The organism is Marinobacter sp. V032 (assembly GCF_052645435.1).
The window spans coordinates 2,431,189-2,456,171 of record NZ_JBQXYE010000001.1 but is presented as its reverse complement, the minus strand read 5'-3'; the positions used below and the strand labels follow the sequence as shown (position 1 = coordinate 2,456,171).

26 protein-coding genes and 1 tRNA gene are annotated in these 24,983 nt (G+C 54.2%); 15 read left to right on the top strand and 12 right to left on the bottom strand.

Annotation, left to right across the window (positions count from 1 at the left end; all coding sequences use genetic code 11):
- The first annotated feature begins 1 nt into the window (after position 1).
- Together cobT and ACUN9X_RS11145 are read left to right on the top strand one after the other, a co-directional pair.
- Positions 2–1,066 (top strand): nicotinate-nucleotide--dimethylbenzimidazole phosphoribosyltransferase, encoded by a 1,065-nt coding sequence (cobT, locus tag ACUN9X_RS11150; protein WP_445473095.1) that lies wholly within the window; start codon positions 2–4, stop codon positions 1,064–1,066.
- Positions 1,063–1,713 carry a histidine phosphatase family protein gene (locus ACUN9X_RS11145; RefSeq protein ID WP_445473094.1) on the top strand — a complete coding sequence of 217 codons (651 nt, stop codon included), beginning with the start codon at positions 1,063–1,065 and terminating at the stop codon, positions 1,711–1,713. The genes cobT and ACUN9X_RS11145 overlap by 4 nt, the downstream gene beginning before the upstream one ends.
- Here ACUN9X_RS11145 and cobU read toward each other — a convergent pair.
- Entirely contained in the window at positions 1,694–2,218 is a 525-nt protein-coding gene (gene cobU, locus ACUN9X_RS11140) for a bifunctional adenosylcobinamide kinase/adenosylcobinamide-phosphate guanylyltransferase (RefSeq protein WP_445473093.1), read from the bottom strand. The genes ACUN9X_RS11145 and cobU overlap by 20 nt on opposite strands.
- 145 nt (positions 2,219–2,363) lie before the next feature.
- On the opposite strand from cobU, the gene cobS reads away from it, so the two are divergent.
- The gene (gene cobS, locus ACUN9X_RS11135) at positions 2,364–3,140 is read left to right on the top strand and encodes an adenosylcobinamide-GDP ribazoletransferase (protein ID WP_260035636.1); all 777 of its coding nucleotides are present in this window, start codon (positions 2,364–2,366) and stop codon (positions 3,138–3,140) included.
- A gap of 125 nt (positions 3,141–3,265) precedes the next feature.
- Here cobS and ACUN9X_RS11130 read toward each other — a convergent pair.
- Positions 3,266–3,356 (bottom strand) — tRNA-Ser (locus tag ACUN9X_RS11130).
- Between the two features lie 249 nt (positions 3,357–3,605).
- Between ACUN9X_RS11130 and ACUN9X_RS11125 the strand changes: the two genes are divergently transcribed.
- The 6 genes from ACUN9X_RS11125 to ACUN9X_RS11100 all read left to right on the top strand — a co-directional run bounded on the left by ACUN9X_RS11125 (position 3,606) and on the right by ACUN9X_RS11100 (position 6,930).
- The gene (locus tag ACUN9X_RS11125; RefSeq protein WP_445473092.1) at positions 3,606–4,325 is read left to right on the top strand and encodes a Bax inhibitor-1/YccA family protein; all 720 of its coding nucleotides are present in this window, start codon (positions 3,606–3,608) and stop codon (positions 4,323–4,325) included.
- A 76-nt stretch (positions 4,326–4,401) separates the two neighbouring features.
- On the top strand, positions 4,402–4,818 hold the full coding sequence (gene tusD / locus ACUN9X_RS11120; protein WP_260035634.1) for a sulfurtransferase complex subunit TusD: 417 nt from the start codon (positions 4,402–4,404) through the stop codon (positions 4,816–4,818).
- A 1-nt stretch (position 4,819) separates the two neighbouring features.
- On the top strand, positions 4,820–5,176 hold the full coding sequence (locus ACUN9X_RS11115; RefSeq protein ID WP_260035633.1) for a DsrE family protein: 357 nt from the start codon (positions 4,820–4,822) through the stop codon (positions 5,174–5,176).
- Positions 5,176–5,457 (top strand): sulfurtransferase complex subunit TusB, encoded by a 282-nt coding sequence (gene tusB, locus ACUN9X_RS11110; RefSeq protein ID WP_260035632.1) that lies wholly within the window; start codon positions 5,176–5,178, stop codon positions 5,455–5,457. Before ACUN9X_RS11115 ends, tusB begins: the two co-directional genes overlap by 1 nt.
- 3 nt (positions 5,458–5,460) lie before the next feature.
- Positions 5,461–5,781: a TusE/DsrC/DsvC family sulfur relay protein gene (locus ACUN9X_RS11105; protein WP_445473091.1), complete on the top strand. Its 321-nt coding sequence runs from the start codon at positions 5,461–5,463 to the stop codon at positions 5,779–5,781.
- A 69-nt stretch (positions 5,782–5,850) separates the two neighbouring features.
- A complete protein-coding gene (locus tag ACUN9X_RS11100) occupies positions 5,851–6,930 on the top strand; it encodes a glycosyl transferase family protein (RefSeq protein ID WP_445473090.1) in 1,080 nt (359 codons plus the stop codon).
- Here the strand turns inward: ACUN9X_RS11100 and ACUN9X_RS11095 are convergent.
- The 3 genes from ACUN9X_RS11095 to nfuA all read right to left on the bottom strand — a co-directional run bounded on the left by ACUN9X_RS11095 (position 6,901) and on the right by nfuA (position 9,355).
- Positions 6,901–7,239 carry a hypothetical protein gene (locus ACUN9X_RS11095; protein ID WP_445473089.1) on the bottom strand — a complete coding sequence of 113 codons (339 nt, stop codon included), beginning with the start codon at positions 7,237–7,239 and terminating at the stop codon, positions 6,901–6,903. The genes ACUN9X_RS11100 and ACUN9X_RS11095 overlap by 30 nt on opposite strands.
- A 47-nt stretch (positions 7,240–7,286) precedes the next feature.
- Positions 7,287–8,492 (bottom strand): DUF445 domain-containing protein, encoded by a 1,206-nt coding sequence (locus ACUN9X_RS11090; protein ID WP_445473088.1) that lies wholly within the window; start codon positions 8,490–8,492, stop codon positions 7,287–7,289.
- Positions 8,493–8,767: 275 nt separating this feature from the next.
- Positions 8,768–9,355, bottom strand: coding sequence for a Fe-S biogenesis protein NfuA (gene nfuA, locus ACUN9X_RS11085; protein WP_445473087.1), 588 nt, complete (start codon positions 9,353–9,355; stop codon positions 8,768–8,770).
- A gap of 214 nt (positions 9,356–9,569) precedes the next feature.
- Between nfuA and metH the strand changes: the two genes are divergently transcribed.
- From metH to ACUN9X_RS11065, 4 genes are all read left to right on the top strand, one after another.
- Entirely contained in the window at positions 9,570–13,268 is a 3,699-nt protein-coding gene (metH, locus tag ACUN9X_RS11080; protein ID WP_445473086.1) for a methionine synthase, read from the top strand.
- A gap of 53 nt (positions 13,269–13,321) precedes the next feature.
- Positions 13,322–13,582 (top strand): DUF2970 domain-containing protein, encoded by a 261-nt coding sequence (locus tag ACUN9X_RS11075; RefSeq protein ID WP_445473085.1) that lies wholly within the window; start codon positions 13,322–13,324, stop codon positions 13,580–13,582.
- Between the two features lie 376 nt (positions 13,583–13,958).
- Positions 13,959–15,611 carry a nitrite/sulfite reductase gene (locus ACUN9X_RS11070; protein WP_445473084.1) on the top strand — a complete coding sequence of 551 codons (1,653 nt, stop codon included), beginning with the start codon at positions 13,959–13,961 and terminating at the stop codon, positions 15,609–15,611.
- Positions 15,604–16,107: a DUF934 domain-containing protein gene (locus ACUN9X_RS11065; RefSeq protein ID WP_445473083.1), complete on the top strand. Its 504-nt coding sequence runs from the start codon at positions 15,604–15,606 to the stop codon at positions 16,105–16,107. Before ACUN9X_RS11070 ends, ACUN9X_RS11065 begins: the two co-directional genes overlap by 8 nt.
- 85 nt (positions 16,108–16,192) lie before the next feature.
- Here ACUN9X_RS11065 and ACUN9X_RS11060 read toward each other — a convergent pair whose 3' ends face one another.
- Complete coding sequence (locus ACUN9X_RS11060) at positions 16,193–17,182, bottom strand: oxidoreductase (protein WP_445473082.1); 990 nt, start codon at positions 17,180–17,182, stop codon at positions 16,193–16,195.
- A 145-nt stretch (positions 17,183–17,327) separates the two neighbouring features.
- Positions 17,328–18,395 carry a protease SohB gene (gene sohB / locus ACUN9X_RS11055; protein WP_445473081.1) on the bottom strand — a complete coding sequence of 356 codons (1,068 nt, stop codon included), beginning with the start codon at positions 18,393–18,395 and terminating at the stop codon, positions 17,328–17,330.
- A gap of 271 nt (positions 18,396–18,666) precedes the next feature.
- Between sohB and ACUN9X_RS11050 the strand changes: the two genes are divergently transcribed.
- Positions 18,667–18,984: an SCP2 sterol-binding domain-containing protein gene (locus tag ACUN9X_RS11050; protein WP_260035618.1), complete on the top strand. Its 318-nt coding sequence runs from the start codon at positions 18,667–18,669 to the stop codon at positions 18,982–18,984.
- Between the two features lie 100 nt (positions 18,985–19,084).
- On the opposite strand, the gene ACUN9X_RS11045 is transcribed toward ACUN9X_RS11050, so the two are convergent.
- From ACUN9X_RS11045 to ACUN9X_RS11025, 5 genes are all read right to left on the bottom strand, one after another.
- Complete coding sequence (locus ACUN9X_RS11045) at positions 19,085–19,753, bottom strand: multidrug transporter (RefSeq protein WP_445473080.1); 669 nt, start codon at positions 19,751–19,753, stop codon at positions 19,085–19,087.
- Between the two features lie 75 nt (positions 19,754–19,828).
- Positions 19,829–21,535, bottom strand: a complete 1,707-nt coding sequence (locus tag ACUN9X_RS11040) for a chemotaxis protein (RefSeq protein ID WP_260035615.1) — start codon at positions 21,533–21,535, stop codon at positions 19,829–19,831.
- A 371-nt stretch (positions 21,536–21,906) separates the two neighbouring features.
- The gene (gene dnaQ / locus ACUN9X_RS11035) at positions 21,907–22,629 is read right to left on the bottom strand and encodes a DNA polymerase III subunit epsilon (RefSeq protein WP_260035614.1); all 723 of its coding nucleotides are present in this window, start codon (positions 22,627–22,629) and stop codon (positions 21,907–21,909) included.
- 27 nt (positions 22,630–22,656) lie between these two features.
- Positions 22,657–23,103 carry a ribonuclease HI gene (gene rnhA / locus ACUN9X_RS11030; RefSeq protein WP_445473079.1) on the bottom strand — a complete coding sequence of 149 codons (447 nt, stop codon included), beginning with the start codon at positions 23,101–23,103 and terminating at the stop codon, positions 22,657–22,659.
- On the bottom strand, positions 23,100–23,909 hold the full coding sequence (locus tag ACUN9X_RS11025; protein ID WP_445473078.1) for a class I SAM-dependent methyltransferase: 810 nt from the start codon (positions 23,907–23,909) through the stop codon (positions 23,100–23,102). Before ACUN9X_RS11025 ends, rnhA begins: the two co-directional genes overlap by 4 nt.
- Before the next feature lie 148 nt (positions 23,910–24,057).
- Here ACUN9X_RS11025 and gloB point away from each other — a divergent pair, with 148 nt between their 5' ends.
- The gene (gene gloB, locus ACUN9X_RS11020) at positions 24,058–24,855 is read left to right on the top strand and encodes a hydroxyacylglutathione hydrolase (RefSeq protein ID WP_445473077.1); all 798 of its coding nucleotides are present in this window, start codon (positions 24,058–24,060) and stop codon (positions 24,853–24,855) included.
- Positions 24,856–24,983: the final 128 nt, after the last annotated feature.

The following is a 24,983-nucleotide window of genomic DNA, read 5'->3' as shown; positions in this document are numbered from 1 at the left end:
CATGACATTGCCTGCCAGCTGGACATCACCACTACCTTCTCCCGACTCAGAATTCAGCGAGCAGGCACAAGCACGCCAGAACGTGCTGACCAAGCCGCCGGGCTCGCTGGGCAGGCTGGAAAGCGTCGCCATTGCACTTGCAGCACAGCAACGACGGGCATTGCCCGCCGTCGACAAAGTTCATATCACGATATTTGCGGCCGACCATGGAGTTTGCTGCGAAGGGATCTCTGCCTTTCCGCAGGAAGTCACAGCCCAGATGATCATCAACTTTGCCCAGGGCGGCGCGGCCATCAGCGTCATGGCCAAACATTTGGGTGCGTCACTGGAGGTCGTTGATCTTGGCACTGTGGGTGAGACACCCCGTCACATGCCGGGCGTGCTCAGCAGCCCGATTGCACCGGGCACAAAAAATCTTCTGACAGAACCGGCAATGACCGATAGCCAGCTTGAACAGGCGCTCGCGGCGGGCGATCAGGCCGCAGAGCGCGCGTCGCAATCCGGCTCTGAGCTGTATATCAGCGGTGATATGGGTATTGGCAATACCACCAGCGCAGCAGCTGTCGCCTGCGCTCTGCTAGGCGAACCGGCGACGCGACTGGTTGGTGCGGGAACAGGATTATCGGCGGACGCGATATCCCATAAGGCGGACGTAGTGACCCGGGCACTTGAGCGCCACGGGCAGGATCAAACACCGACAGCCCTGCTGGCATCGTTGGGGGGATTCGAAATCGCTGCCATGGCCGGCTCATTTCTCGGCGCGGCTGCCAGAGGCATTCCCGTTCTGGTTGATGGTTTTATCGCGTCAGTCGCGGCATTGGCCGCTGTTCGCCAGCAACCAGCCCTGCTTGAATGGCTCCACTTTGGCCACTGCTCAGCTGAGCAGGGACACCAACGCATTCTGGACGCCCTTCACGCAGCGCCTCTGCTGAATCTCGGTATGCGACTGGGTGAAGCCAGCGGCGCTGCCGTCGCCGTCCCCATCATGCGATCCGCCTGTGCGCTGCATAACCAGATGGCGAGCTTTGCGGATGCCGGAGTCAGCGACGGGAGCTCAGCCTCATGAGAGATAGCGCAACTGCAACCAAAACGACATATATCGATCTGATACGCCATGGCGAACCGGAAGGCGGGGTAAAGTTCCGCGGCAGCCTGGACGATCCGCTCAGTAACCTGGGCTGGTCGCAGATGGAAAGTGCGATCACATCAACGGATCAATGGGATGTTGTTGTGGCATCGCCTCTCAAGCGTTGCCGCGCATTCGCAGAACATGTCGCTTCGACGAACGACCTGCCCTGCCGCATTGAGCCTGAACTGCGTGAAATCAGCTTTGGTGAGTGGGAAGGCAAAACCGCTGACGTGATCGAAAAGGAGTCGGGAGACCTGATCAGGCAGTTCTGGGCCGATCCACTTAATAACACCCCGCCCGGCGCAGAACCGTTGACCAGGTTTCAGACACGCGTCATCAGCGGGTGGAATCGCTGGCTTGATAACCTGGAAGGAAAGCGTGTGTTGATGGTCTGCCATGGCGGCACCATCAGGATGATCCTCGCAGAAGTACTGGGCATTCCACTTGAGAAGTCTTTCGCAGGTGTCGCCATACCCTTTGCCTGTCGTAGCCGAATCCGGATCGATCAGACGGAATATGGCCGGTTTAGCGCCATGGTGAGCCACTCGCCCCTGATAAACACGCCTAACCCTTCAATGTCATAGGCAGGCCGGCAACACTCATCACGACCCGATCACAATGCCGGGCCAGATCCTGATTCAACAGGCCGAGCTCATCGCAGAAGCGGCGCGTTAGCGGATCCATGCCCACCGTTCCGAGGCCCACTTCATTGCTGACGATGATGATCTCGCCGGGATACTGCGCCAGGCCGGCAAAAAACGCGGCCCGCTCCCGCTGGAATATGTCATCCCCAGCAAATAACAAATTGCTCAGCCACAGACTCATGCAATCGACCAACAAACTGGGTGCTGATTCCTTTCGGGACTGCTCATCCAGCACTTCGGCTATGTTCACCGGCTCTTCTGCAAGCCCCCAATCTTCGGGGCGCCGTTGTTGATGCAGCTCGATACGGGAGGCCATTTCACCATCACCAGCCGTCGCTGTAGCGAGATACAGCACCGGCGCAGCGGATTCCGCAGCCATCTGTTCGGCCAGCGCACTTTTGCCCGAACGAATACCGCCCAATACCAGTGTTTTTAATGATGACATTCAAGGACCTCTAAAACGTGCTGCCAGCTTCAAGGGCGATAGAATACCAGTCACGAGGTCTTCAGCGACACTCAGGACGGTTAGCCTACCCGGGCGTTTGCCGGTAACATCCGGCTGACAAGCCCTGGACAGTCCGGTAATTACATTGAAATCGACCAACAGCAATCTCGCCAAAAACTCGGAGTGGCAATCATTCTGGCTTGCCGTCAGCTTTCTGACCCGCATCCCCATGCCATTCAGGATTGATTACTCGCCACGCTTGATGACCAACAGCAGTCTGTATTTCCCTGCGGTCGGCTTATTGCTGGGTGGTATTTATGCGCTGGCCTACTGGCTGTTAGCTCAAGCATTCAGCGAACTGACTTCAGTATTGCTCGTCATGTGCCTTCATTTATGGCTGACCGGCGCCTTTCACGAAGATGGCCTGGCGGATAGCGCAGACGGCCTTGGCGGTGGCTATACCCTGGAAGATCGCCTGCGCATCATGAAAGACAGCCAGATTGGCAGTTACGGCACAGTCGCGCTCGTGATGGCACTGATTCTCAAGGCAGCGTTGCTGGTCGATGCCCGCTCAACCGTTATCGCGCTTTTGATCGCCCCTTGCGTTGCCCGGCTCACTCCGCTGCTGATTATGAGCTACCTCCCCTACATCGCATCAACCGACACCAGTAAAAGCCAGTCCGTCGCCGCCCACTTCTCCCGCAAACGGCTTGCCGTCGCGACCGGTTATACGTTGGTAGTTGTATTGGCAGTAGGATCAATAATCCCCGGACTGCTAATTGCGAGCGTCACCGCGACACTGGGCGTGGCGGTTCTATGGGGCGCCTGCCTGAAATCGAAACTCGGTGGATACACGGGGGATACGATGGGTGCTAGCGTCATCTTTTCAGAATTGGTGCTGCTGTGTGGTTTAGCTGGCTGAAATTTTCGCAGCACAAGACGGCAGTCCATCGAGACATCATCTCGTGGAATAAAACGGTATTTTGATATTTTGAGAGAGGAAGAGAAATCGAGTAGTGCGGGTAAAGATAGACTGGGAAGATTAAGTGGCGGTGGGCCAGGGATTCGAACCCCGGGAGGGCTACAAACCCTCGGCGGTTTTCAAGACCGCTGCATTCGGCCACTCTGCCAGCCCACCGCATTCGCCTTAGCGACACTGCCTTGCGACAGCGGGGAGCATGATACCGCAATCGTTCTCGCTGTCAACGCCTGTAACGCGGATTATTTTCTGGCTGTATGCTTGGTGAACAAATTGCCGAATTCGTGGTCAAATCCGTACAGTGCCAGTAAAAACTCATGACTTAAAACATTGAATCTTCCCCATTTGGCCTTATCATGGGTGTAAGTTCTAACTAATGCGTTTCACCATCTGACTCTGGAGAAAATGATGGACAACAGACGTTTCGACGTTCGTAGCGGTAATGGCGGCGCTTATGCCACCGACACCGGCCGGTCTACCGGTATTAGCGCAGAAGCAACAATGGTTCTGCGTAACACGTATACTCTGCTCGCAATGACACTGCTATTCAGTGCCGTTATGGCAGCTGTTTCAATGTCGATTGGTCTGAGCCAGGGCGCGAGCCTGATTTGCAGCTTGGGTGCACTGGGTCTGGTCTGGCTTGTTCTGCCAAGAACAGCCAACAGCAGCGCAGGCATTGCCGTGGTATTCGCCTTCACCGGCTTGCTCGGCTTGTCGCTCGGGCCTCTGCTCATGCACTACCTTGCATTCCAGGGCGGCAGCCAAATCGTCGTTCAGGCGCTAGGCGGAACAGCCTTCGTATTCCTTGGCCTGTCAGGCTATGTACTGACAACCAAGAAAGACTTCAGCTTCATGCGTGGCTTCCTGGTAGCAGGCATGATGGTTGTTCTGGTCGCACTGGTTGGTTCAATTATCGCCAGCTTCTTTGGTGTTGAAATGAGCGCCTTCAGCCTGGCTATCAGCGGTGCCATTGTATTCCTGATGTCCGGCTTCATTCTTTATGACACCAGCCGCATCGTAAACGGCGGTGAAACCAACTACATCATGGCAACAACATCGTTGTACCTGAGCATTTACAACTTGTTCGTTTCCCTGCTGCATATTCTTGGCGCGCTCAACGACGATTGATCGAAGCCGATTGTGCTGTAACGAAAACCCCGGTCATGCCGGGGTTTTTTAGCTTTCAGGAACTCAAGACTGCGCTATGGATTCCCCACCCCCTCAAAGTTTCGCGCTCGTTATCACAGGCGCGCCCTACTCCAGCCAAGCGCCACAGACCGCGCTAAACTTTGCGGAAGCGGCCATTCGCGCGGGCCACAAGGTAAATCAGGTGTTTCTCTACGGCGACGGGGTCCATCTGGCATCGAATTTTGCCAGCCCGCCCAGCGACGAATCCGACTGGCCTGCACTTTGGCGAGTCTTTATCGAAAGCCATCAGATACCGGCGACCTGCTGTGTTGCGTCAGCACTCAGGCGCGGCTTGCTGGATGAGACTGAATCCCGACGGTACGAAAAAACCGGTGCCAATGTAACAGCACCCTATGCTATTGCCGGGCTTGGTGAATGGCTGGAATCGACGCTGAACAGCAGTCGCACCCTCTATTTCAATCCGGATCATTGATATGACTGACCGACGCTTTCTGTTTGTCATTGATACCGCGCCGTACGGTCACTGGAAAGGCCGCGAAATACTCGACATGGCATTCTCGGCAGCGGCATTTGACCAGCCGGCCGCGCTGCTTTTCACGCATGCGGGCGTCAACTGGCTTCGTTCAGGCCAGCTTCCGGACGCCGTTCAGCAGAAAAGCGTGAGCAAAAACCTGTCGGCCGCCATGCTGTTTGGGCTGGAGGCGATTTACGTCTGCCAGGAAAGTCTGGACCATTTTGGGATTGGCAAGCCTGACCCCGGACTTGAGCTGGTAGTATTGGCTTCAACTTCTGATCTGGAGGCACGTTTTACGGACGTGGTTCGCCTGTAATGCCTCAGCTTCACCTATTGAACAAGGTCGCGGATCACCCCAGGTTTACCCAATGCCTGAACCAGACGCATGCCGGTGACAGCATAGCGCTGACCGAATCCGGCGTTCTGGCGTTGCCGACCGGGATCGACTGGCCCGAGGGCGTCGTCATTTATGCGCTGAGTGCCGACCTTGAAGCGCGTGGGCTGGGCCCCTTAGAGCTGCCGCCCTTTGTTCACGTAATCGGATACGAGCAGCTCGTCGACCTTACTCTGTCAACCGATAAAGTGGTGTGTTGGTAATTCATGCAAACACCTCCCCGTAATAATGAAGGGTTTCTGGAAGACCCGAGCCAGTGGTCACCGGAAGTTGCCGAAACCATCGCGGCCGAATCCGGCACCGAACTTACAGATGCGCACTGGGAAATCATCTATATGCTGCGCAAATTTTATGCTGACCATGACATGGCGCCCCCGGCAGCCCGCTTTTTCGTCAAGGCGGTCAAACAGGCCTTCGGCGAAGAGAAAGGAAACAGCATCTACCTGATGCAGTTGTTTCCAGGGACCAGCGCGGTCAAGGTGTCCTGCAGAATCGCCGGCCTCCCGCGCCCGACAAACTGCTTATGATTTGGCTACGCCGGCAGTTACACTAACTTTTCCCGCCTCGCACTCCATCTGCACGACCAGGGTCGATTTATGGCAACCAACGCAACAACATCTCAAGCATCACCGCTACCCGAACCCAAGCCCGGCGAGCACCCTTTTGCCCCTTATGTGCGCATCCTGGGCCGAGGAAAGCGCGGATCACGGTCGATGAACCGTGATGAAGCGCGACATGCGATGGGTATGATCCTGCGCGGTGAAGTGGATGATGTCCAGATTGGCGCATTTTTGATGCTGATGCGGGTCAAAGAAGAGTCTGCGGAGGAATTGGCAGGGTTTGTCGATGCGGTCCGTGACCATGCAGAACCGCCTTCCGGCTTCACTGTTGATGTTGACTGGTCATCCTATGCCGGTAAACGCCGCCACTCGCCCTGGTTTTTCTTCTCAATATTGCTGCTCGCCGATGCAGGATTGCGAGTGTTTATCCATGGCGCAGAGGGCCACACACCTGAGCGCACCTACCTCACATCGGTCATGGCCGACTTTGGCTTTGATATTGCTTACTCGTGGGACGCCGCTGCCGACCTGATGGAGAAGCAGAACTTTGCGTACATGCCATTACGCGCTTTTGCACCGCGGTTGGCGGAGCTGATCGACCTTCGCCCCATTCTGGGCCTGCGCTCACCTGTGCACTCTCTGTCACGCCTGATTAATCCATTATCTGCACCACTGGTGATTCAGGGCATATTCCACCCGCCCTATGCGGGCCTGCACCAAGCCTCCGGTCAGCTACTCGGCTATGAGCGAGTAGCCGTGATCCGCGGCGAAGGTGGCGAAATCGAGCGAAACCCGGATAACGCAATGAAAGTTTACCGGTCGCGCCGCGATGGTCAGGGCTTTATTACAGAGGAGGAATCCTGGCCCGAGCTCTTCGCTCAACGCCATGTGAAACCGGAGAGTATTGCAACCGAAGATATGCGCGCTGTCTGGAATGGTAGCAGGCAGGATGAGTATGGCGAGGCAGCAGTTATATCCACCACCGCTTTTGCACTAGTGGAGGCAGGAGCCTCAAAGAGCCAGGCTCAGGCGCTGGAACAGGCTGCCGCCCTGTGGGCGAATCGAGAAAAAGATCGATTTGGCAACTCAGCGAGGGCGGGTACCGCCAGCACCTGAAGGCTTTGAGGCTTCAGCACCACCCAGAAAGCTGCTTAGCCCGTTTTCCATCAGGCCAGATCCCATCCGGAGAAATGCCCGCGTCGACTCACGAACGGTATTCTCCGGCGCCTCAGCCAGCCCTTGCATAACACCACTTCTGACACCTTCCCGTATTTTTTCGTCAATCTGGACGCTGATAAGTCGAATTTCATCGACTTTTCGGTTTAGAAACGGCTTCACCACCAGACTAAAAAACAGTGCGATCACCGTCAGCGTTGTCAGAGCAACTGCAATAACCTGAATGATAAGCTCCTGCCAAAATGCCATCGTCTGCTCCTGATACCTGCCGAGATTCAATCCGCAAAACGCGTTACTCACAACGGCCAATAGAACATAAAGCCGGACTGGATCACGCCGGCAATTGCGCCGAACACACCGCCGACAATCATTAGTTTCAGCTCTTCTTCCTTGAAGGCCGGCCGCAGAATATCCTGAAACTCCTCGGGCTTGAGCGCTTTCATTTCTGTTGCAATCACATTGGCAACAACCGGTGCCCGCTCACGATTGAAAGCCGGATCGCAAAACGCATGACCGGTCGCCATCACGGCCTTCTCGTTCATGGCCTTCTTAAGCTCGGTGTACCCACTCATCCCAACGGTTACCTGCGCTGTCACCTTGAGCAGCACGGAATGATCCAGCATCGGCCGCAAATGTTTTTGCAGAATGGCCCGTGTCCGCGTGCCGTGACGCCCGTTCACCATGGCATCAGCAACTTTCTCAACCGTCAGCAGCTCCTCGGCCACCAATCGACTCCAGACCTCGCTGATGTCATCCTGACGCCTCAGAAAAAGGCCTTGAATACGCACACCAAACACATTTACCGGATTGAGTGGCCGGAATATCAGATTGATTGCCAACCAGTTCGTAACGAACCCCACAACAAATCCGACCAGAGGCAAAATCCAGGGCAAAGGATAGGCCGCCCAAACCGGCAGAATCGCAGCGCCGAGCAAGCCACCTATAATCGCACCTTTGTTGATAACCGAGCGCAATTCGACAGCCCCTGCCTCCTTGAATATGCGATTCATCAAGTCAGGGTGCTTTTTAAGCTCCCGACTCAACAACACTTTTAAATCGACGATCTCACTCAGATCATCGCCGAATTCCTCAACCAGAGCCTCTATTCTTTCCGGTAGCTGATCCCGCCCCCATTGGTAGATGCGTTCACGCAAAAAATTCGGCAGGTTGTCCCAAAGCACCGGCTGAACGTCATACATGATTTCATCGATGTATTCATCCAGACGAGGGTTAACCTGACTGATCACCTGCTGGACGATCCGCTGCGCATCCAGTTTTTCGTAAACCAGGCTGAGATCGCCAAAATGATGCAATGTGCGGTCCACACAAATATGCGCCATTTTTTCAGCTTTACGCGGGATAACACCTTGCCAGCCCAGCCAGGAGCCTATTCCGATAAAGCGCACCGGACGAAAAGACATCTGGATAGCCAGCCAGTTGGTAAACCAGCCGACAAAAGCGGCAACTACCGGAATGGTCCACAGCGTCATGTCGCTGAACATCGATACCCCAATAAAAAGTTACCCACACGGAATACGAGGGAGGCCCTGATCAGCAGCATAGTACATGCCAGTTGCGCTACCCGACCACAAATACTGTGTCTTCCCGGCATCCTTTGGAACGCGCTTTTATCACACAGCCTATTGTTTTGCAGGCGTAATACTGAGGCAGAAAATAAAGCAGAACATTGGCCGTTCCGCCGAAAGGCAAAGGACTGGTGTGCCCAGATCAAGAGCCAGAGCCGCCGATCTGAGCCAACACCCGCCCTGCTTGTAACTTACTGGTAGTAAGCGTTTTCAGTCTGGGTGTGATCTGTCACATCCCGCACACCCGTCAATTCAGGCACACGTTCGATCAGCGTTTTTTCAACACCCTGCTTGAGCGTCAGACTGACCGCACTACAGCCCTGACAGCCACCGCCAAAACGAAGTACCGCCACCAATGCATCGTCAATTTCAACCAACGATACTTCACCACCATGGGAAGCAAGCCCCGGATTGATTTCCGATGCGAGAATATAGTTGATGCGGTCCGGCAGCGGCGCATCTGCATCTATATTGGGCACCTTGGCGTTAGGCGCCTTGATCGTCAATTGGCCACCCATCTTGTCCGAAGCGTAATCCACAAACGCCTCTTCAAGAAACGGAACGGAATTGTGATCCAGAAATAACATGAACCGCTCGAGGTCAACCGTCTCATCCGTGGGCACGATTTCGTTCGGTGGGCAGTATGCCAGGCACGTCTCGGCATGCTTGGTGCCGGGCTGAGTGACGAAAATACGCACCCCCATTCCCTCGACGTCCTGCTTTTCGATGAGTTGCGCCAGATAATCACGCGCTGAATCAGTAACGGTAACCAATGCCATTTCTCTAACCTGATTGAGAATTTAAGCGTATTTTAAGCCACTCCAGATCAACATGAAAGACCTAGTATTTTACTCGGTCTTTATTCGTTGACCTGGATTACCTTTTTCAACATGAATCAAGTCACGTCCTATTGTTCGCGCATAGCGACCATCAGTTGTAATTTTGCTATGATTTCGCGCCTTGATGGACCAATTCAACCCGGAAAGCCTCTTTATGAATGATCGCCAGACCCGACTCACTCAACTCCAGAAAGCCCTCAGTGAGCGCATTGTCGTTCTCGATGGCGGTATGGGGACGATGATTCAGAATCTACAGCTGGACGAAGAGGCCTTTCGTGGCGAACGGTTTGCCGATTACGGCACCGAGGTCAGAGGCAACAACGACCTGCTGAACATCACCCAACCGGCCCTGCTCCGCAATATTCACGCAGACTATCTGGACGCCGGCGCAGACATCATTGAAACCAATACATTCAACAGCACCCAGCTTTCGCAAAGCGATTACGGGCTCGAGAGCCTCGCTTACGAATTGAACTATGAAGGTGCAAAGCTGGCACGCCAGATTGCGGACCAGTTCACCGAGAAGAACCCGGACAAGCCCCGGTTTGTCGCTGGCGCAGTGGGCCCAACCTCCCGCACCGCGTCCCTGTCACCTGACGTCAACAACCCGGGCTATCGCAACGCCGACTTCCAGCTGCTCTACGATAACTACTATGAAGCGGTTAAAGCGCTGACTGAAGGCGGCTCGGATATCATCCTGATCGAGACGATTTTCGATACGCTGAATGCTAAAGCGGCAATTTACGCCACGCAGCAATACTTTGAAGACAGCGGCGTCACGCTTCCGATCATGATTTCCGGCACTATCACTGATGCATCCGGTCGCACACTTTCCGGTCAAACCACCGAAGCGTTCTGGAATTCAGTTGCCCACGCCCGGCCGCTTTCCGTTGGTCTCAACTGTGCACTGGGTGCCGATGCATTGCGCCCTTACATTGAAGAGCTTTCAGGTAAGGCCAATACGTTTGTCAGCGCTCACCCGAACGCCGGTTTGCCGAACGAGTTCGGCGAATACGATCAAACGCCGGAAGAAATGGCGGCAATCATTGAAGGGTTTGCAAAAGACGGCTTCCTGAACATTATCGGCGGCTGCTGCGGCTCTCGGCCCGACCACATCGAAGCCATCGCCGATGTGGTCAGCAAGTATCAGCCGCGCAAGATTCCTGAACCAAAACAAGCTCTGCGCCTGTCGGGCCTGGAACCTTTTACCGGTGACGAGAACACCCTGTTCATCAACGTAGGTGAACGCACCAACGTTACTGGCTCCAAGCGGTTTCTTCGCCTGATCAAGGAACAGCAGTACGAAGAAGCCCTGAGCGTTGCCCGTGATCAGGTTGAAAACGGTGCGCAGATTATCGACATCAACATGGATGAAGGCATGTTGGAGTCAAAAGAGGTGATGGTGACCTACCTGAACCTGATCGCCTCCGAGCCGGATATCTGCCGCGTGCCTATCATGATCGACTCATCCAAGTGGGATGTCATCGAAGCAGGCCTGCGCTGCATCCAGGGCAAGGCTGTGGTGAATTCCATCAGCCTCAAGGAGGGTGAAGCGGAGTTCATCGCCAAGGCCCGCACCTGCATGCGTTACGGCGCAGCGGTGGTGGTTATGGCCTTCGATGAAGAGGGTCAGGCCGATACCTTTGAGCGCAAAACCCAGATCTGCAAACGCTCCTACGATGTGCTGATGGGCATCGGCTTTAATCCGAGCGATATCATTTTCGACCCGAACATTTTTGCGATTGCCACCGGTATCGATGAGCACAACAACTACGCCGTCGACTTTATAAACGCCTGCCGCTGGATTCGCGAAAACCTGCCGCACGTCTCTATTTCCGGTGGTGTCAGCAACGTGTCCTTCTCTTTCCGGGGCAATGATGTGGTTCGGGAAGCGATTCATTCCGTGTTCCTTTACCACGCCATCAAAGCCGGCCTTAACATGGGCATCGTCAACCCCGGCCAACTGGTGATTTACGACGAAATAAAGCCGGAACTAAAAGAACTGGTTACCGATGTAGTACTCAACCGCCGGGACGATGCTACCGACCAACTGCTCGAAGAGGCCGAGAAGTACCGCGGCGATGTCGGAAAAACCAGAGAAGAGGATCTTGCATGGCGAGAGCTTCCGGTAGAAAAGCGACTGGAGCATGCGCTTGTCAAAGGCATCACCCACTACATAATTGAAGACACGGAAGCATGCCGCTTACGTGCTGAGCGCCCGATCCATGTGATCGAGGGGCCGTTGATGGACGGCATGAACGTGGTTGGCGACCTGTTTGGTGACGGCAAGATGTTTCTGCCACAGGTCGTCAAAAGCGCCCGCGTCATGAAGCAGGCCGTTGCGCACCTGATCCCCTTTATTGAAGCCGAAAAGTCTGAAGGCCAAAAGGCAAAGGGCAAAATCCTTATGGCCACGGTAAAGGGCGACGTTCACGACATTGGCAAGAACATCGTCGGCGTTGTTCTGCAGTGCAACAACTATGAAGTGCTGGATATGGGCGTCATGGTGCCTTGCGAGAAAATCCTCGAAACAGCCATAGCTGAAAACGTAGACATCATTGGCCTGAGCGGCCTGATTACGCCATCGCTTGACGAGATGGTGCATGTTGCCCGCGAAATGCAGCGCCTCGACTTCCAGATTCCTCTGATGATCGGCGGCGCCACAACATCTAAAGCGCATACCGCAGTCAAGATCGAGCCGCACTACAAGAACGACATCGCACTTTATGTTTCGGATGCATCACGGAGCGTCAACGTTGCCTCTCAGTTGCTGAGTGAAACCGGAAAAGAGGCGCTGGTTCAGGCTGCCCGGGACGAATACACCAAAATCCGCGATCGTCGCAAGAATCGCACGGATCGAATCAAGCTGATTGATCTCAAAGAGGCACGCGCGCGGGATACCGGAATCAGTTTCGATGACTACACTCCAACCAAGCCATCGTTCACAGGGGTCAAATCTTTCGAAAGTTATGATCTGAAAAAGCTCATCGACTATATCGATTGGACGCCGTTTTTTGTGTCATGGGACATTTCAGGCAAGTACCCCGCGATATTCGACGATCCTAAGCGGGGCGAGGCAGCAAAAACGCTGTTTGATGATGCTCAGATAATACTGAATCGAATGATCAATGAGCAACGCGTCAGTGCACGCGCTGTAATCGGCTTCTGGCCCGCCAATCGTCGAGGTGACGATATTGTGGTCTACACCGATGAGACCCGCAGTGAAGAGCTGACCGTACTGCATCATTTGCGTCAACAGGACGAAAAATCACCGGGCAAACCCATGCTCGCGCTATCGGATTACCTTCTGCCAGAATCGTCAGAGCACTGCGACTATGTGGGTGGCTTTGCAGTCACAACCGGCATTGGCGCCGAAGATTTCTCTATGGAATTCAAAGATGCCAACGACGATTACAATGCCATCATGGTCAAGGCACTGGCAGATCGTCTGGCGGAAGCTTTTGCGGAGCATATGCATGAGCGGGTGCGTAAGGAGTTCTGGGGGTATGCCAACGATGAAGCATTGGATAATGCCGAATTGATCAAAGAGCGCTATAAAGGTATACGCCCTGCCCCTGGCTACCCGGCCTGCCCTGATCACACTGAAAAGGAAGCACTTTTCAAAATTCTCAACGCGCCTGAAAACGCAGGTATTGTCATTACCGAAAGTTTCGCCATGATGCCCGCTGCAGCGGTGTCCGGCTGGTATTTTGCTCACCCGGATGCCAAGTATTTCTCAGTGGGTCGTATTGGACTCGATCAGGTTGAAGACTATGCTGAACGCAAAGGCATGAGCAAGCAGGACACAGAACGCTGGCTCGCCCCGAGCCTCGGTTACGATCCCGACGAGTGATCTCGTCGGGTCATTTGCTCTTCTCCGTCTATCAGGCGGTACAGGACATCGCAATGAGCGACAAGCACACTGCCAATTCAGTACCGCCTGTAAATGACGATACCCGTAAGAAAAAACCGGGATTCCTCAAGATAATCCAGACAGTGCTGGCCGGCGCCCTTGGCGTGCAGTCAAACCGCCGGCGGGAAGAGGACTTTTCCAGTAACAGCCCTTTACCTTATATTGTCGCGGGCATTATCTTTGTACTGGGCTTTGTCGTGACCATCGCGCTGGTCGTGCAATGGGTCATCCATGCATACGGAAACCAGGGCTGAAATTACTGTCCACTGACCCAGGTCACCGCTATCGCGACCACCAACAAAATCAACACAACAGCCGCAATAGAATCGACCTGGCTATCAGTACGGGTAGATTTCTTGCTCATTCAGATACTCCTCGCAAAACGTGTTTTTGTTATCATAAGCAGAGGCTCTGCCTAAAGGCTTATTCAGGTGCTGCGTTCAAGCACCCGCCACAGCATAGCTCAAAACTTTTTATACCAATCAAGCCTATGCATTAAACAGCCGCTCTTCCACTTTGTTTTAAGTCCAATAGGCTATTAGCATATTTAGAAATAATCATTTTGCGCATAAGGCAAAGCTGATATCTTAGCCGCCAAATTGCAACACAACCGTCCCCGGGAACAGGTTTATGTACGTTTACGACGAATATGATCGCCAGATTCTGACTGAGCGCGTTGCTCAGTTCAGGAGTCAAACCGATCGTGCATTAGCGGGCGAATTAAGTGAAGAAGAATTTCTTCCGCTGCGCCTGCAAAACGGACTGTATGTGCAGCGTCTCGCACCGATGATGCGAATTGCCGTGCCCTACGGCATGCTGCGGTCTGTTCAGTTGCGTCGTCTTGCCCGCATTACCCGAGACTATGATAAAGGGTACGCGCATTTCACTACCCGGCAGAACGTTCAGCTTAACTGGCCGGCAATCGAGGACGTGCCCGATATTCTGGCGGAGCTTGCCGAAGTCGAAATGCATGCCAACCAGACCAGCGGTAACTGCATCCGGAACACCACCACCGATCAGTTTGCAGCGGTCCAGTCTAACGAGCTGATTGACCCACGCCCGTACTGCGAATTGATTCGTCAATGGTCCACTTACCATCCTGAATTTGCCTTTTTGCCACGCAAATTCAAGGTAGCGGTCAACGCATCCGACAGCACCGACCGCGCAGCCATTCAGGTGCACGATATTGGCATTGAAATGGTACGCAACGATGCCGGCGAACTGGGTTATCGCGTCTATGTCGGTGGCGGCCTTGGCAGAACACCTATGGTAGGCCCGGTTATTCGGGAATTCCTGCCCGAGCTTGATCTGCTGACCTATCTCGAAGCTGTACTGCGCGTTTATAACCGCTACGGGCGCCGGGATAACAAATTCAAGGCACGCATCAAGATTCTGGTGAAAGCGATGACACCCGCCGGCTTCGCTGAAAAGGTTGAAGCCGAGTGGGCATACATCAAGGACAGCCCTACCCGTCTGACCCGGGAAGAAATCGACCGCGTGAAAACTTTCTTCACCGAGCCGGATTATCAGTCTCTTGAAAATGAGCCATCGGCGCTGGTTTCGGCCCGAGGTGAATCAAAAGCTTTTGATAACTGGGTCAAGCGAAACGTCGATAGCCATAAACAGCCTGGCTATAGCATCGTGACACTGACACTGAAGAAAACCGGTGTACCGCCGGGTGATGTCAGCGATAAGCAACTCGAGCAAATCGCCGATCTTGCAGATCAATACAGCTTCGGCGAAGTCCGCGTGACCCACCAGCAGAATGTTGTGCTTGCGGATGTGCGTCAGGACCAGTTGTTCGAACTCTGGAAAACCATCGTCCCGATGGACTTCGGTACCGCCAATCTGAACACCCTGACAGACATTATTTGCTGCCCCGGTGGTGACTACTGCGCACTGGCCAATGCCAAGTCTATTCCGATTGCAGAAGCGATTCAGCGCGAGTTTGACGACCTCGACTATCTTTACGACCTGGGCGACATCGACCTGAATATTTCCGGCTGCATGAACGCTTGTGGCCACCATCACGTCGGTAACATTGGCGTGCTGGGTGTCGACAAGAAGGGCGAGGAATTTTACCAGGTGTCACTTGGCGGCTCATCACAACGTGATGCTGCAATTGGCAAGATTCTCGGCCCCTCTTTCGCCCGGGAAGAGATGCCCCGCGTGGTCTCTAAAATCGTTGATGTCTATGTCGAACGCCGTACCGAGGAAGAAACCTTTCTTGATACCTACCGACGCATTGGAATCGATCCCTTCAAGGAGCGTGTTTATGCCTGATGTTATTCGCAAAGACGGTATCCATAACGACGACCTGTGGACACTGGTCAGCGCTCCTGTCGAAGGTGATTCCCTGCAATTGCCAGACGGCCCCGCACTGCTGCCGGTTACGGTCTGGAACGAGAATCAGGATGCGCTTGCCGGCCGCAACGATATTGGCGTCTGGTTTGATAGTCATGACGAGCCGGAAACTGTCGCCGGTGACCTGAACCAACTGCCGCTTATCGCCGTGAACTTCCCCAAATTTACCGATGGCCGTGGTTACAGCATTGCGCGCCTGCTTAGGGAAAGACACGGCTATACCGGCGAATTACGCGCCGTTGGCGACGTGCTACTGGATCAGCTGTTCTATATGAAGCGTTGCGGCTTTGATAGCTACGTGCTGCGTGCAGACAAGGATATTAACAAGGCAGATGGCTGCCTGAACGTATTCAGCAATGCGTACCAGGCTGCAGTTGACGTTAAAGAACCCCTGTTCCGTCGCCGCACCGCCTGATCAGCAGCCGGTTAAAACAAGCAGAAATAAAAAAGACGGCCTTGGCCGTCTTTTTTATTTTCAGCCCGAAGCTGATGATGATCTGTCAGATAACGTGCGAAAGCACCACACTGCCCGACGACTCCCCTCTCAGAAAGGCCGCCAGCGCATCTCCGAGATCTTCCTTACCTATCTCACAGGCATTTTTTTCGGTTTTTCTGCACGCCCAATCGCCGGATAAACGCGACCAAATGGCCTCTTTGTCGGCCAATGGAATTTCCACCGAGTCGACGCCCAGCAAGTTAACGCCACGCAGGATGAACGGGAATACCGACGTCGGAACGTCCATCCCGGCTACGAGACCACAACAGGCCACAGAGCCTCCGGGAAGCAACTGCTTGAGCACCTCGGCAAGCGGCTCCCCGCCAACGGTATCAACTGCCGCTGCGAACTTCGGCTTCAACATTGGCTTTTTCTGAGACTCAAGCAGGTCACGCCCCACAACCTCAGTTGCACCCAACGTCTTTAGCTGATCAACCATATCCGCTTTACCGGACATCGCTGTGACCTCAAATCCAAGAGTAGACAGTATCTCGACAGCGACGGTCCCAACCGCGCCAGTTGCACCGGTCACCAGAACAGGTCCCTGATCGGGGGAAGCCCCCATGCGCAAAAGCTTGCTAACGCAAAGGCCGGCGGTCAGGCCTGCCGTACCATATACCATAGCCGTGCGGGCGCTCCAGCCATTAGGCATACCCACCACCCATTCGGCAGGAACGCGGATATACTCACCAAACCCGCCGGCAGTTCCCATACCCAGATCATATCCCGTAACCAGCACCTGCTGGCCCACCGAAAATTGCTCACTCACGCTTTCGATTACTTCACCGGCAGCATCAATGCCTGGGGTATGCGGAAAGTGTCGGGTCACCCCTTTGTTGCCAGAAGCCGACAGCGCATCTTTATAGTTGAGCGACGAATGCGTCACACGAATCAACACGTCGCCTTGCGGCAAATCGGCTGTGTCCAGCGTTTCGACAGCGCCAGTGTACTGGCCATCATTTTCATGAACCCGCCAAGCCTGAAAGTTGCTCATGTGGTCTCCTTTGATGTGCTGTGTCTGGAAGTTGCACTGAATGAAAGCCGTCACAGGACAAAAGCTCAAGACCTACGGCAATCAACCAGCCAGGCAGTTTGAGCGATAACAATGCCACGCTGCAACGGCGGCAGACGACTTGTGATCAGAGAATATTCCTGTTCCGGAACATGCTCAGCACTCGCACGGCTGAGTGTTCAAGCGCCGTGCTGGCAGCCAGTCCGAGTTTCTCGGGCAAGGTGCGCTTGCGGCGGAAGTTTACGCCCAGTACATCGGCACGATCACAAGCCTCGATCAGATACTCGTCTGATGTCTTGAGTTCATCAATTAGCTTTACGTCCAACGCCCGACGACCAAACCAGATATCACCAGTCGCAACGGCGTTGATATCAACGGCAGGCCGACGCTCGCTGACATATTCTTTGAAAAGCACATGGGTATCCTGAAGATCTTCAAGGAACTTCTCGCGACCTTTTTCCGTATTCTCACCAAACACCGTCAAAGTACGCTTATGTTCGCCAGCGGTCAGTACTTCAAAATCGACATTATTTTTCTGAAGAAGGCGATGAAAGTTCGGCAGCTGGGCAACGACACCAATCGACCCCAGGATAGCGAACGGAGAAGCAATAATGCGATCTGCAACACAAGCCATCATGTAACCGCCGCTGGCCGCCACTTTATCCACACAAGCGGTCAATGCAACGCCGCGCGCGCGAATACGATCAAGCTGAGCGGACGCCAATCCATAGGAATGAACCAGGCCACCGCCACTTTCAAGACGCACCACCACTTCATCTCTGCCGGGCTCAGCCACGCTAAGCACGGCCGTGATTGATTTACGCAAGCCATCGGTATCGCTGGCCTTGATGTCGCCATCGAAATCCAGCACAAAGACCCGCGATTTAACCGGCTTCTCGACTGGATCGCCTGACTTGGCCTTCGCCTTGAGCGCTTTGTGCTCGGCTTTCTTCTCTTTCTTGCGTGTCTTGTCCCAGGCTTTTCGCTCTTCGTCGGACAGCATCTTTTCTTCCAGACTGTCCTTCAACCGTTTGTAGGATGCGTTCATTTTCTTGAGGTGAAGCTCGCCTTCGCTGTCATCATCACCCTTGTTTCGGTGCGCCGCGGCTACTATCGCGGTAATAACAATCAAAATTGCAGCAACAATAGTGACTGCCTTGGCGAGAAAAAGACCGTAGTCTGTCAAAAATTCCAAATCGGTTCTCCAAAATAGGATCGACTAATCAAGCAGCGGTGACGTATTGGATCATCCGTGCTTCAGACAATGGGGAATGATTGTAACCGAGCCGCGCCCCGGCATGACAGGCCAGCATTCACAAAAGTTCAAACAAGCGTTCGATCGAACTTGACAGAATGTCAGCCTCCCCATAAAGTCGAACAGGTTTCGCCGAAAGCCAGCGCTGACAAAGGCCCCGGAGGCTTTCGGTTCCAACGATATTTGGACGCACACCAATAAGGGTATAACAATGTCTGTAGCTCAGATTTTTGACAAGATGGAACAGAGCTTTAACGCCGACGCGGCACAGGGCCTGGATCTGGTTTTCCAGTTCGATATTGAAGACGACAAGACCTACCACATCGTCATCAAAGACGGCACCTGCGACGTGCAGGAAGGCGCACACGACGACCCATCAGTTACCCTGATCATGAACTCAGAAACACTCGAGGGTATCGTGTCAGGCGAAACTGACGGCATGCAGGCATTCATGGCCGGTCAGCTCCGCGCTGAAGGCGACATGATGCTGGCAACGAAGCTGGGCGAACTGTTCAGCATGGGCGAGTAATCGTCAGCCAGAACCCGGAGCAGGAAGGGTCCCTTCCGCTCCGGATTCAACCCCTTCCCTGCACTATCCGCATAAGCTGATTCAAGCCATTCTCAAACGCCTATCCCTGGCCGTTATCCCTGGCGGGAAACCACTGCTCCATCGCGCTTTGCGCTTCCTTGTTTGCAGGTAATGCAACCAGACCCGTGCTGGACAGACGCACATCGAAGATCGCACCATCCTTCAGCGGCATAAACGTTGCGTTACCGTATACCGCCTCAACAAACGGCAAGCCATAGGACTGATCCATGGTCCAGCTATCAAACCAGGATTCTTGCCCCAGATCATAAACCGTCCGATTACCGGATCGCTCCTGCTCGAGGCTGACATAGCGACCGCTGAGCCGCTCCAGACGATAGGCCGGCTTCACGCCGAGCCAGCTTAGCGGGCCAGCAAAGCGGATAATGCGAGCGTCAATCTGCCATTGATCGCCCCTCACCACGACATCCAGAGGCTTCTGCTCATTGCGCTCAAGGCGTACCCGCCAGACCTGGGGACCGGTTTTGGAAACACCTATGGTTGCGATGGTTTCGAGACTGTCGAGGGATTGGTAGTGACGCAGGTCGAGTGCCAAAACCGCAGCGTAGCCACCTGCGGCAATCAGCAACAAGGCGAAGGTGCCTTTGAACCAGCTCAGCAGCCAACGTGGACGGATAAAAAACGCCAGCCCAAGAAGCATGAGAAGGCCGCCAACGACCGCCAGCGAAATGAGGGCAACATCCTGAGACATAGAACACTCCGTTGTGAAACACCCGGGAAATGCAGTCTACGCCTTCAGGAGCTGACTTTTTAGTCTGAAATGTGCCTAGAGCCCCACATCCTGCAACGAAGCCTGTGCCAGTCGCAGCAGATCCTGATTACGCTCATCACGGGTGCCGATGCTTTCGATGTAGTATTCCAGGGATGTGAGTGCGTCAGCCAGCGCTTCGAGTACAGCGGGTGACGGAGGCTCTCGGGAATCCAGCAATTTACCCTGAATGGAATCTGCAACCCGCGCCAATACAGCAGATCCCTGCTCATCTTCGAGCATCATGAATCCGCCCCAGATGCTATGGAGCGTCGCTGGCAAGTTTGCGAGATGCAGCTTGTCATAATCGGATTCGATAAATGCGGTGATCGCCCGCTTCGCAAGTGTCAGCGCTGCCCGAGCCTCGTCACCGACGACAATATGAGCTTCGCGCAAGTAGGTTGATTCGTCGATACCCTGCTTACCAATTGCCAACGAATCCGTTTCAGTCGTAATGCCTCTTGCTACCATTTGCATGGCGGCATCTTCGATACTGAGCACGGCATTCGCCAGACTGTAAAGCTCATCATCGTCAGGCGACCGGTTGTCTGCATGCCAGGAACGCAGCAACGCCGCTTCCCTGCGTGCAAGATCAGTCAGTTTGTTCAGATCCAGCATCGACAATGTGTTGGCCAGCTGCTCCAGCGATACGGCAATCGACGTAAATTCGCTCAGGTCCGGCTCGATGCCACGCTCGATGATATCAACCTTGTCTTTCAGTTGATTGAGCTCTTCCTGCAAAGCGGTTGACAGAGACTTGAGGACATCGCTCCCCGGTCCATAAAGGCGTTTGCGATGCGCCTCCATAATGTTTTCCGGAAACTCTGTTGGCGTAACACCATAAGCGCTGAGGGTCTGTGTCACCTCGGGATTGGCTGAACCACTGCGATAAAGGATATAAAGCAATTCACGGAACAGTGAATCCGGCGCATCCTTGGCGATTGCAACCTTGCCGATATAGACAATTTCGCGGGTATACTTCTCGATACGCATGAAAAGCCGCTTACGGGATTTACCGAAACCCATGTTGCGATCCTGCATGGTTTCGGCAACCATCGACAGCAGACACCACAACTGCCCCATCGGTGCTCCATTGCACAGTCGTGCCAAGCCTTTGGCGGCACGTGCAATCAATTTACGACTGACCCGCTCGTTTCGCTCCCGCAGCACACCCAGCAGGCCTATCTGATACATCAGCCGCATGCGGCGGGCATGTATCTCAAAATCCGATTCACTGTCACCCAGAGCGGGCAAATTCATACTGGCGCAGAAATCCGGACGTTTGCCCGCAGTAACCTCAAAAAAGCAGGATTCCGGATAGGGTTTTTCGCCACGCGATTCGCGCAGGTCATTGGTAATGGGAAGCAATAATTCAGGATGGTCAGCGCGCTGCTGCTGGTAGTATTCGACATAACGCCGGAGGATAAACAAAGCACCGCTGAGCGCAGTCAGCAGACTATTTTTGTCGTCGTTTGCACCAACGGGTACGTCGTTTGCGACAGCCACTGCTTCCTGGCATAGCAGAGTGCCACCCCGCAGTTCTACCAGAACGAATATACCCCGAAGCTGGTTCAGAAAATCGACACAGTTCTGAAGATCCTCCCCGCTTTCCCGATTCTCCTGAAAGCGCTCGAGGCTGGCCTCCGCCTGTTTGATGGTCTGTTCAATTTCATTTTTGACCAGATCAAACGACTGAGACTTCGTCGCTAAAGACGATTGAACCATAAAATAACGCTTCCCATAGACAATGCGGAGAGCACCGCTTCCTCTGCCGAATAGTCAGGTGACGACTCTGACCGCAAATGCGGCACCACCCGATTCTTTATTATTGAGTATTCATCGCTCCCGATCAGGTTTCGGAATGCTGTGTGCGAAGACAGCATGACCACAACAAACCTGTGCCGGGCAACAAGGCGGCACTCAAAACAAGTACCGAAAGCTCTGCCAATTCGCGCCGGATTGATCAAACCCGAGGTCATCCATGACAGAAAAATTCGCGAACTAACCTTTACTTATAACACAAAATTCAAGTTGCTCAAGAACGGCTCTGTGTACTTATTTTACCGAGTTTAACCGAGGTGGCAGACACGGCGTGCTCAGGCCGTTTCGGGCCCTTTTTGATTCCTGATCCAGATCGCCTCTCCTCCGGCCTTGGCCACAACATCCAGGAATTCATCATGAGCAACCGTTTCTTCCGTGCTCGCCCGCACCACTTTCAACTGCGGACGCTCAGCTGACAAGCGGCGAATCCCTCCCGTATCACCTGATTCGCCACCAGCGTTGGCGTCGAGTGACAATGCCGTTTGGCCACCTGACATCAGCAGGAATACGTCAGCTAATATCTCGGCATCCAGCAATGCCCCGTGAAGCTCACGGTTGCTGTTATCGATACCGTAGCGTTTACACAGTGCATCCAGGTTGTTTTTCTGCCCCGGATGTTTGGCGCGCGCCATGGCCAGGGTATCCAGCACGCCGCAATGATCGTCTACTTTCCAGCCAGTCCCCAGACGACGGAACTCAGCGTCGATAAAGCCAACGTCAAATGCCGCGTTGTGGATGACGAGCTCGGCGCCTTTGATGAACTCGAAGAACTCTGTCGCCACATCCCGGAATAACGGTTTATCAGCCAAATACTCGTTGGTGATGCCGTGGATCGAGATCGCTTCCGCCTCGACTTCCCTCTCAGGGTTAATGTAAACGTGGTAATGGCGCCCCGTAAGCTTTCGCTCCATCATTTCGACACAGCCGATTTCAATGATGCGGTGACCTTGTTCGGGGTCAATACCGGTTGTTTCAGTATCCAGTACAATCTGGCGCATAGATGCTCCGGAGTAAAATCAATAATTTCAACGTGATGACGCTACTTTCTCAACGCCTTTATTAGCAAGACCATCTGCCCTTTCGTTACCGGGATTACCGGCATGGCCTTTGACCCAGTGCCAGCGCACATCGTGACGCCCCACTTCTTCGTCCAGCATCCGCCATAGATCGGCATTTTTTACCGGCTTTCGGGCGGCTGTTTTCCAGCCATTTTTTTTCCAGTTGGTCATCCATTCGGTAATGCCCTTGCGGACATATTGGGAGTCGGTATAGAGATCGATGCTGCAAACACGACTCAACGCCCGCAACCCCTCAATGGCAGCCATCAGCTCCATACGGTTATTGGTGGTATTACGCTCGCCACCAAACAATTCCTTTTCCACTTTGCCATAGCTCAGCAATGCGCCCCACCCGCCTGGCCCGGGGTTCCCCTTGCATGCGCCGTCGGTGTAGAGAATGACCTTGTTTGTCATGAATGCCTTTCCTGTTGAGAATCTTTGGTTGAATGCCGGTGCGGTCTGAGCGCGCTGACCGAACCCGCAACTGGCATTGCCACGGGTTGTTTGGCCTGCTTGCGCCACCGCCGGCGGGTCTCTGTACGCGCCAGCACCCTTTTCTCCGCGCTGATGCAGTAATAAGCGCCTCCTGGCAGAGGAAGCCGATTGAACAGGCGCTCCATAAAGCCGAGCCGGTCAAGGGCGTGAGCCTTACGTATAGGCGGTCGGTGAAAGCCACGACAGACATCACCCAGCTCGCAATCGAGCAGATTGAGCCAGTCCTCTACCCGTCCCGGCGAGACAAAACGCCCACCCCATGGCGCGTGACGCCGGCGTGATATCAGCTTTCGGATACCCCAGAGGCCTATCGGATTGAAACCGATAATAATCAGATGCCCTGAACTACGCAGTACCCGGGTCGCTTCCCGGACAACCTGGTGGGGCTGCTCCGCGAAATCATGAGTATGATGCAGCACCACGAGATCCATTGATTCGGATGGAAACGGAAGCTCTGCAGCATCAGAAACCACGACACCATCCGACAGGTTTGCGGCCCATCGCGGCGTTGTCATCATACGCATGCTGAAATCAGTTGTGGTCGCAATCGGCAAACGATGGCTGACCGACACAAGCAATTGATGAGCACCGGTAAATTCCCGGGTGACCCACTCTACCTTTCGTCGCTGGTCCGCCAACAGCGCACGCCCGAGAGGCGACTGAAACCAGGTTTCAAACTCCTCACGCTGCTCGTTGTAATCGATCGGGGTTCTCGAAGACTTCATGATTCGTTCCCTGGGTGGTGGCAAGATCACGCTTGAGAGGAGGTTCGAAAACGGCCACGCAACGTAAAGCAACAGCCTCTCGGATTTTGGGACCTGCCCATCAATCCATTATGATAACAAGTTCATTCCAACAACCGCAGCCATCGCCATGTTTTCTATTACGCCGATTCCAGCATTCAGTGACAACTACATCTGGTGTATCACCGACACCTCCACTCGAAAGGCACTCATTGTTGACCCGGGACAGTCTGAGCCGGTCGCGGAGCATCTCAAAGCCAACAACCTCGAACTTGATGCAATCCTGATCACGCATCATCACCCGGATCATGTCGGCGGGGTTCCAGCGCTGGCCGAGCAATACCGGCCGGGTGCCGTTTACGGCCCTAAAGAGTCCCCTTTCAAGGGCGCCACAGTACCACTTTCCGAAGGTGATACCCTCAACTGGAGCGGGATCAGCTTTTCAGTGCTGGAAGTACCGGGGCATACACTCGACCATATCGCCTACGTCACGACGTCGACGGCGATTGATGGCGCCCCGGCTGTATTTTGCGGGGATACGCTGTTCGCCTGTGGTTGCGGCCGGCTGTTTGAGGGTACTCCAGCACAAATGCGCCATTCTCTTGAGAAACTGCGCAAACTGTCTGATGAAACCCGGGTCTATTGCGCCCACGAATACACACTGGCCAATCTCCGTTTTTCCCGCGATCTACTGCCATCAGATGCGGGGCTGGAAGAATTTGAGCGTCGCTGCATCACACTACGGGAGAATGACGCGCCCACGCTGCCGACCACGATTGCCGAAGAGCGCAGCCTCAACCTATTCTTACGCTGGGACGACAGCGCCGTTATCGACGCAATTGAGAGCCGATCGCCAAGTATTGACGAGTCACTAGCCGGACATGATCGCGTCTTCGCCTTGATCCGAAAGGCAAAAGATACCTTTTGACACAAATTGGCGCCAAATGGCACGCGGGGCGCAAACCCGCTGCCAGAGCCGGTTTACAGCATCTAGCTGTCGTCTTCGTAATACAGGCTTTCTTGACCCGTTAATTTGGCTGGCCATAGAATCCTTCG

What these genes read in the sequence shown, in the direction of transcription:
- cobT (WP_445473095.1), top strand. Translation starts at nt 2, where the DNA reads ATGACATTGCCTGCCAGCTGGACATCACCACTACCTTCTCCCGACTCA.
- ACUN9X_RS11145 (WP_445473094.1), top strand. Translation starts at nt 1,063, where the DNA reads ATGAGAGATAGCGCAACTGCAACCAAAACGACATATATCGATCTGATA.
- cobU (WP_445473093.1), bottom strand. Translation starts at nt 2,218, where the DNA reads ATGTCATCATTAAAAACACTGGTATTGGGCGGTATTCGTTCGGGCAAA.
- ACUN9X_RS11125 (WP_445473092.1), top strand. Translation starts at nt 3,606, where the DNA reads ATGGACAACAGACGTTTCGACGTTCGTAGCGGTAATGGCGGCGCTTAT.
- tusD (WP_260035634.1), top strand. Translation starts at nt 4,402, where the DNA reads ATGGATTCCCCACCCCCTCAAAGTTTCGCGCTCGTTATCACAGGCGCG.
- ACUN9X_RS11115 (WP_260035633.1), top strand. Translation starts at nt 4,820, where the DNA reads ATGACTGACCGACGCTTTCTGTTTGTCATTGATACCGCGCCGTACGGT.
- tusB (WP_260035632.1), top strand. Translation starts at nt 5,176, where the DNA reads ATGCCTCAGCTTCACCTATTGAACAAGGTCGCGGATCACCCCAGGTTT.
- ACUN9X_RS11105 (WP_445473091.1), top strand. Translation starts at nt 5,461, where the DNA reads ATGCAAACACCTCCCCGTAATAATGAAGGGTTTCTGGAAGACCCGAGC.
- ACUN9X_RS11100 (WP_445473090.1), top strand. Translation starts at nt 5,851, where the DNA reads ATGGCAACCAACGCAACAACATCTCAAGCATCACCGCTACCCGAACCC.
- ACUN9X_RS11095 (WP_445473089.1), bottom strand. Translation starts at nt 7,239, where the DNA reads ATGGCATTTTGGCAGGAGCTTATCATTCAGGTTATTGCAGTTGCTCTG.
- ACUN9X_RS11090 (WP_445473088.1), bottom strand. Translation starts at nt 8,492, where the DNA reads ATGTTCAGCGACATGACGCTGTGGACCATTCCGGTAGTTGCCGCTTTT.
- nfuA (WP_445473087.1), bottom strand. Translation starts at nt 9,355, where the DNA reads ATGGCATTGGTTACCGTTACTGATTCAGCGCGTGATTATCTGGCGCAA.
- metH (WP_445473086.1), top strand. Translation starts at nt 9,570, where the DNA reads ATGAATGATCGCCAGACCCGACTCACTCAACTCCAGAAAGCCCTCAGT.
- ACUN9X_RS11075 (WP_445473085.1), top strand. Translation starts at nt 13,322, where the DNA reads ATGAGCGACAAGCACACTGCCAATTCAGTACCGCCTGTAAATGACGAT.
- ACUN9X_RS11070 (WP_445473084.1), top strand. Translation starts at nt 13,959, where the DNA reads ATGTACGTTTACGACGAATATGATCGCCAGATTCTGACTGAGCGCGTT.
- ACUN9X_RS11065 (WP_445473083.1), top strand. Translation starts at nt 15,604, where the DNA reads ATGCCTGATGTTATTCGCAAAGACGGTATCCATAACGACGACCTGTGG.
- ACUN9X_RS11060 (WP_445473082.1), bottom strand. Translation starts at nt 17,182, where the DNA reads ATGAGCAACTTTCAGGCTTGGCGGGTTCATGAAAATGATGGCCAGTAC.
- ACUN9X_RS11050 (WP_260035618.1), top strand. Translation starts at nt 18,667, where the DNA reads ATGTCTGTAGCTCAGATTTTTGACAAGATGGAACAGAGCTTTAACGCC.
- ACUN9X_RS11045 (WP_445473080.1), bottom strand. Translation starts at nt 19,753, where the DNA reads ATGTCTCAGGATGTTGCCCTCATTTCGCTGGCGGTCGTTGGCGGCCTT.
- ACUN9X_RS11040 (WP_260035615.1), bottom strand. Translation starts at nt 21,535, where the DNA reads ATGGTTCAATCGTCTTTAGCGACGAAGTCTCAGTCGTTTGATCTGGTC.
- dnaQ (WP_260035614.1), bottom strand. Translation starts at nt 22,629, where the DNA reads ATGCGCCAGATTGTACTGGATACTGAAACAACCGGTATTGACCCCGAA.
- rnhA (WP_445473079.1), bottom strand. Translation starts at nt 23,103, where the DNA reads ATGACAAACAAGGTCATTCTCTACACCGACGGCGCATGCAAGGGGAAC.
- ACUN9X_RS11025 (WP_445473078.1), bottom strand. Translation starts at nt 23,909, where the DNA reads ATGAAGTCTTCGAGAACCCCGATCGATTACAACGAGCAGCGTGAGGAG.
- gloB (WP_445473077.1), top strand. Translation starts at nt 24,058, where the DNA reads ATGTTTTCTATTACGCCGATTCCAGCATTCAGTGACAACTACATCTGG.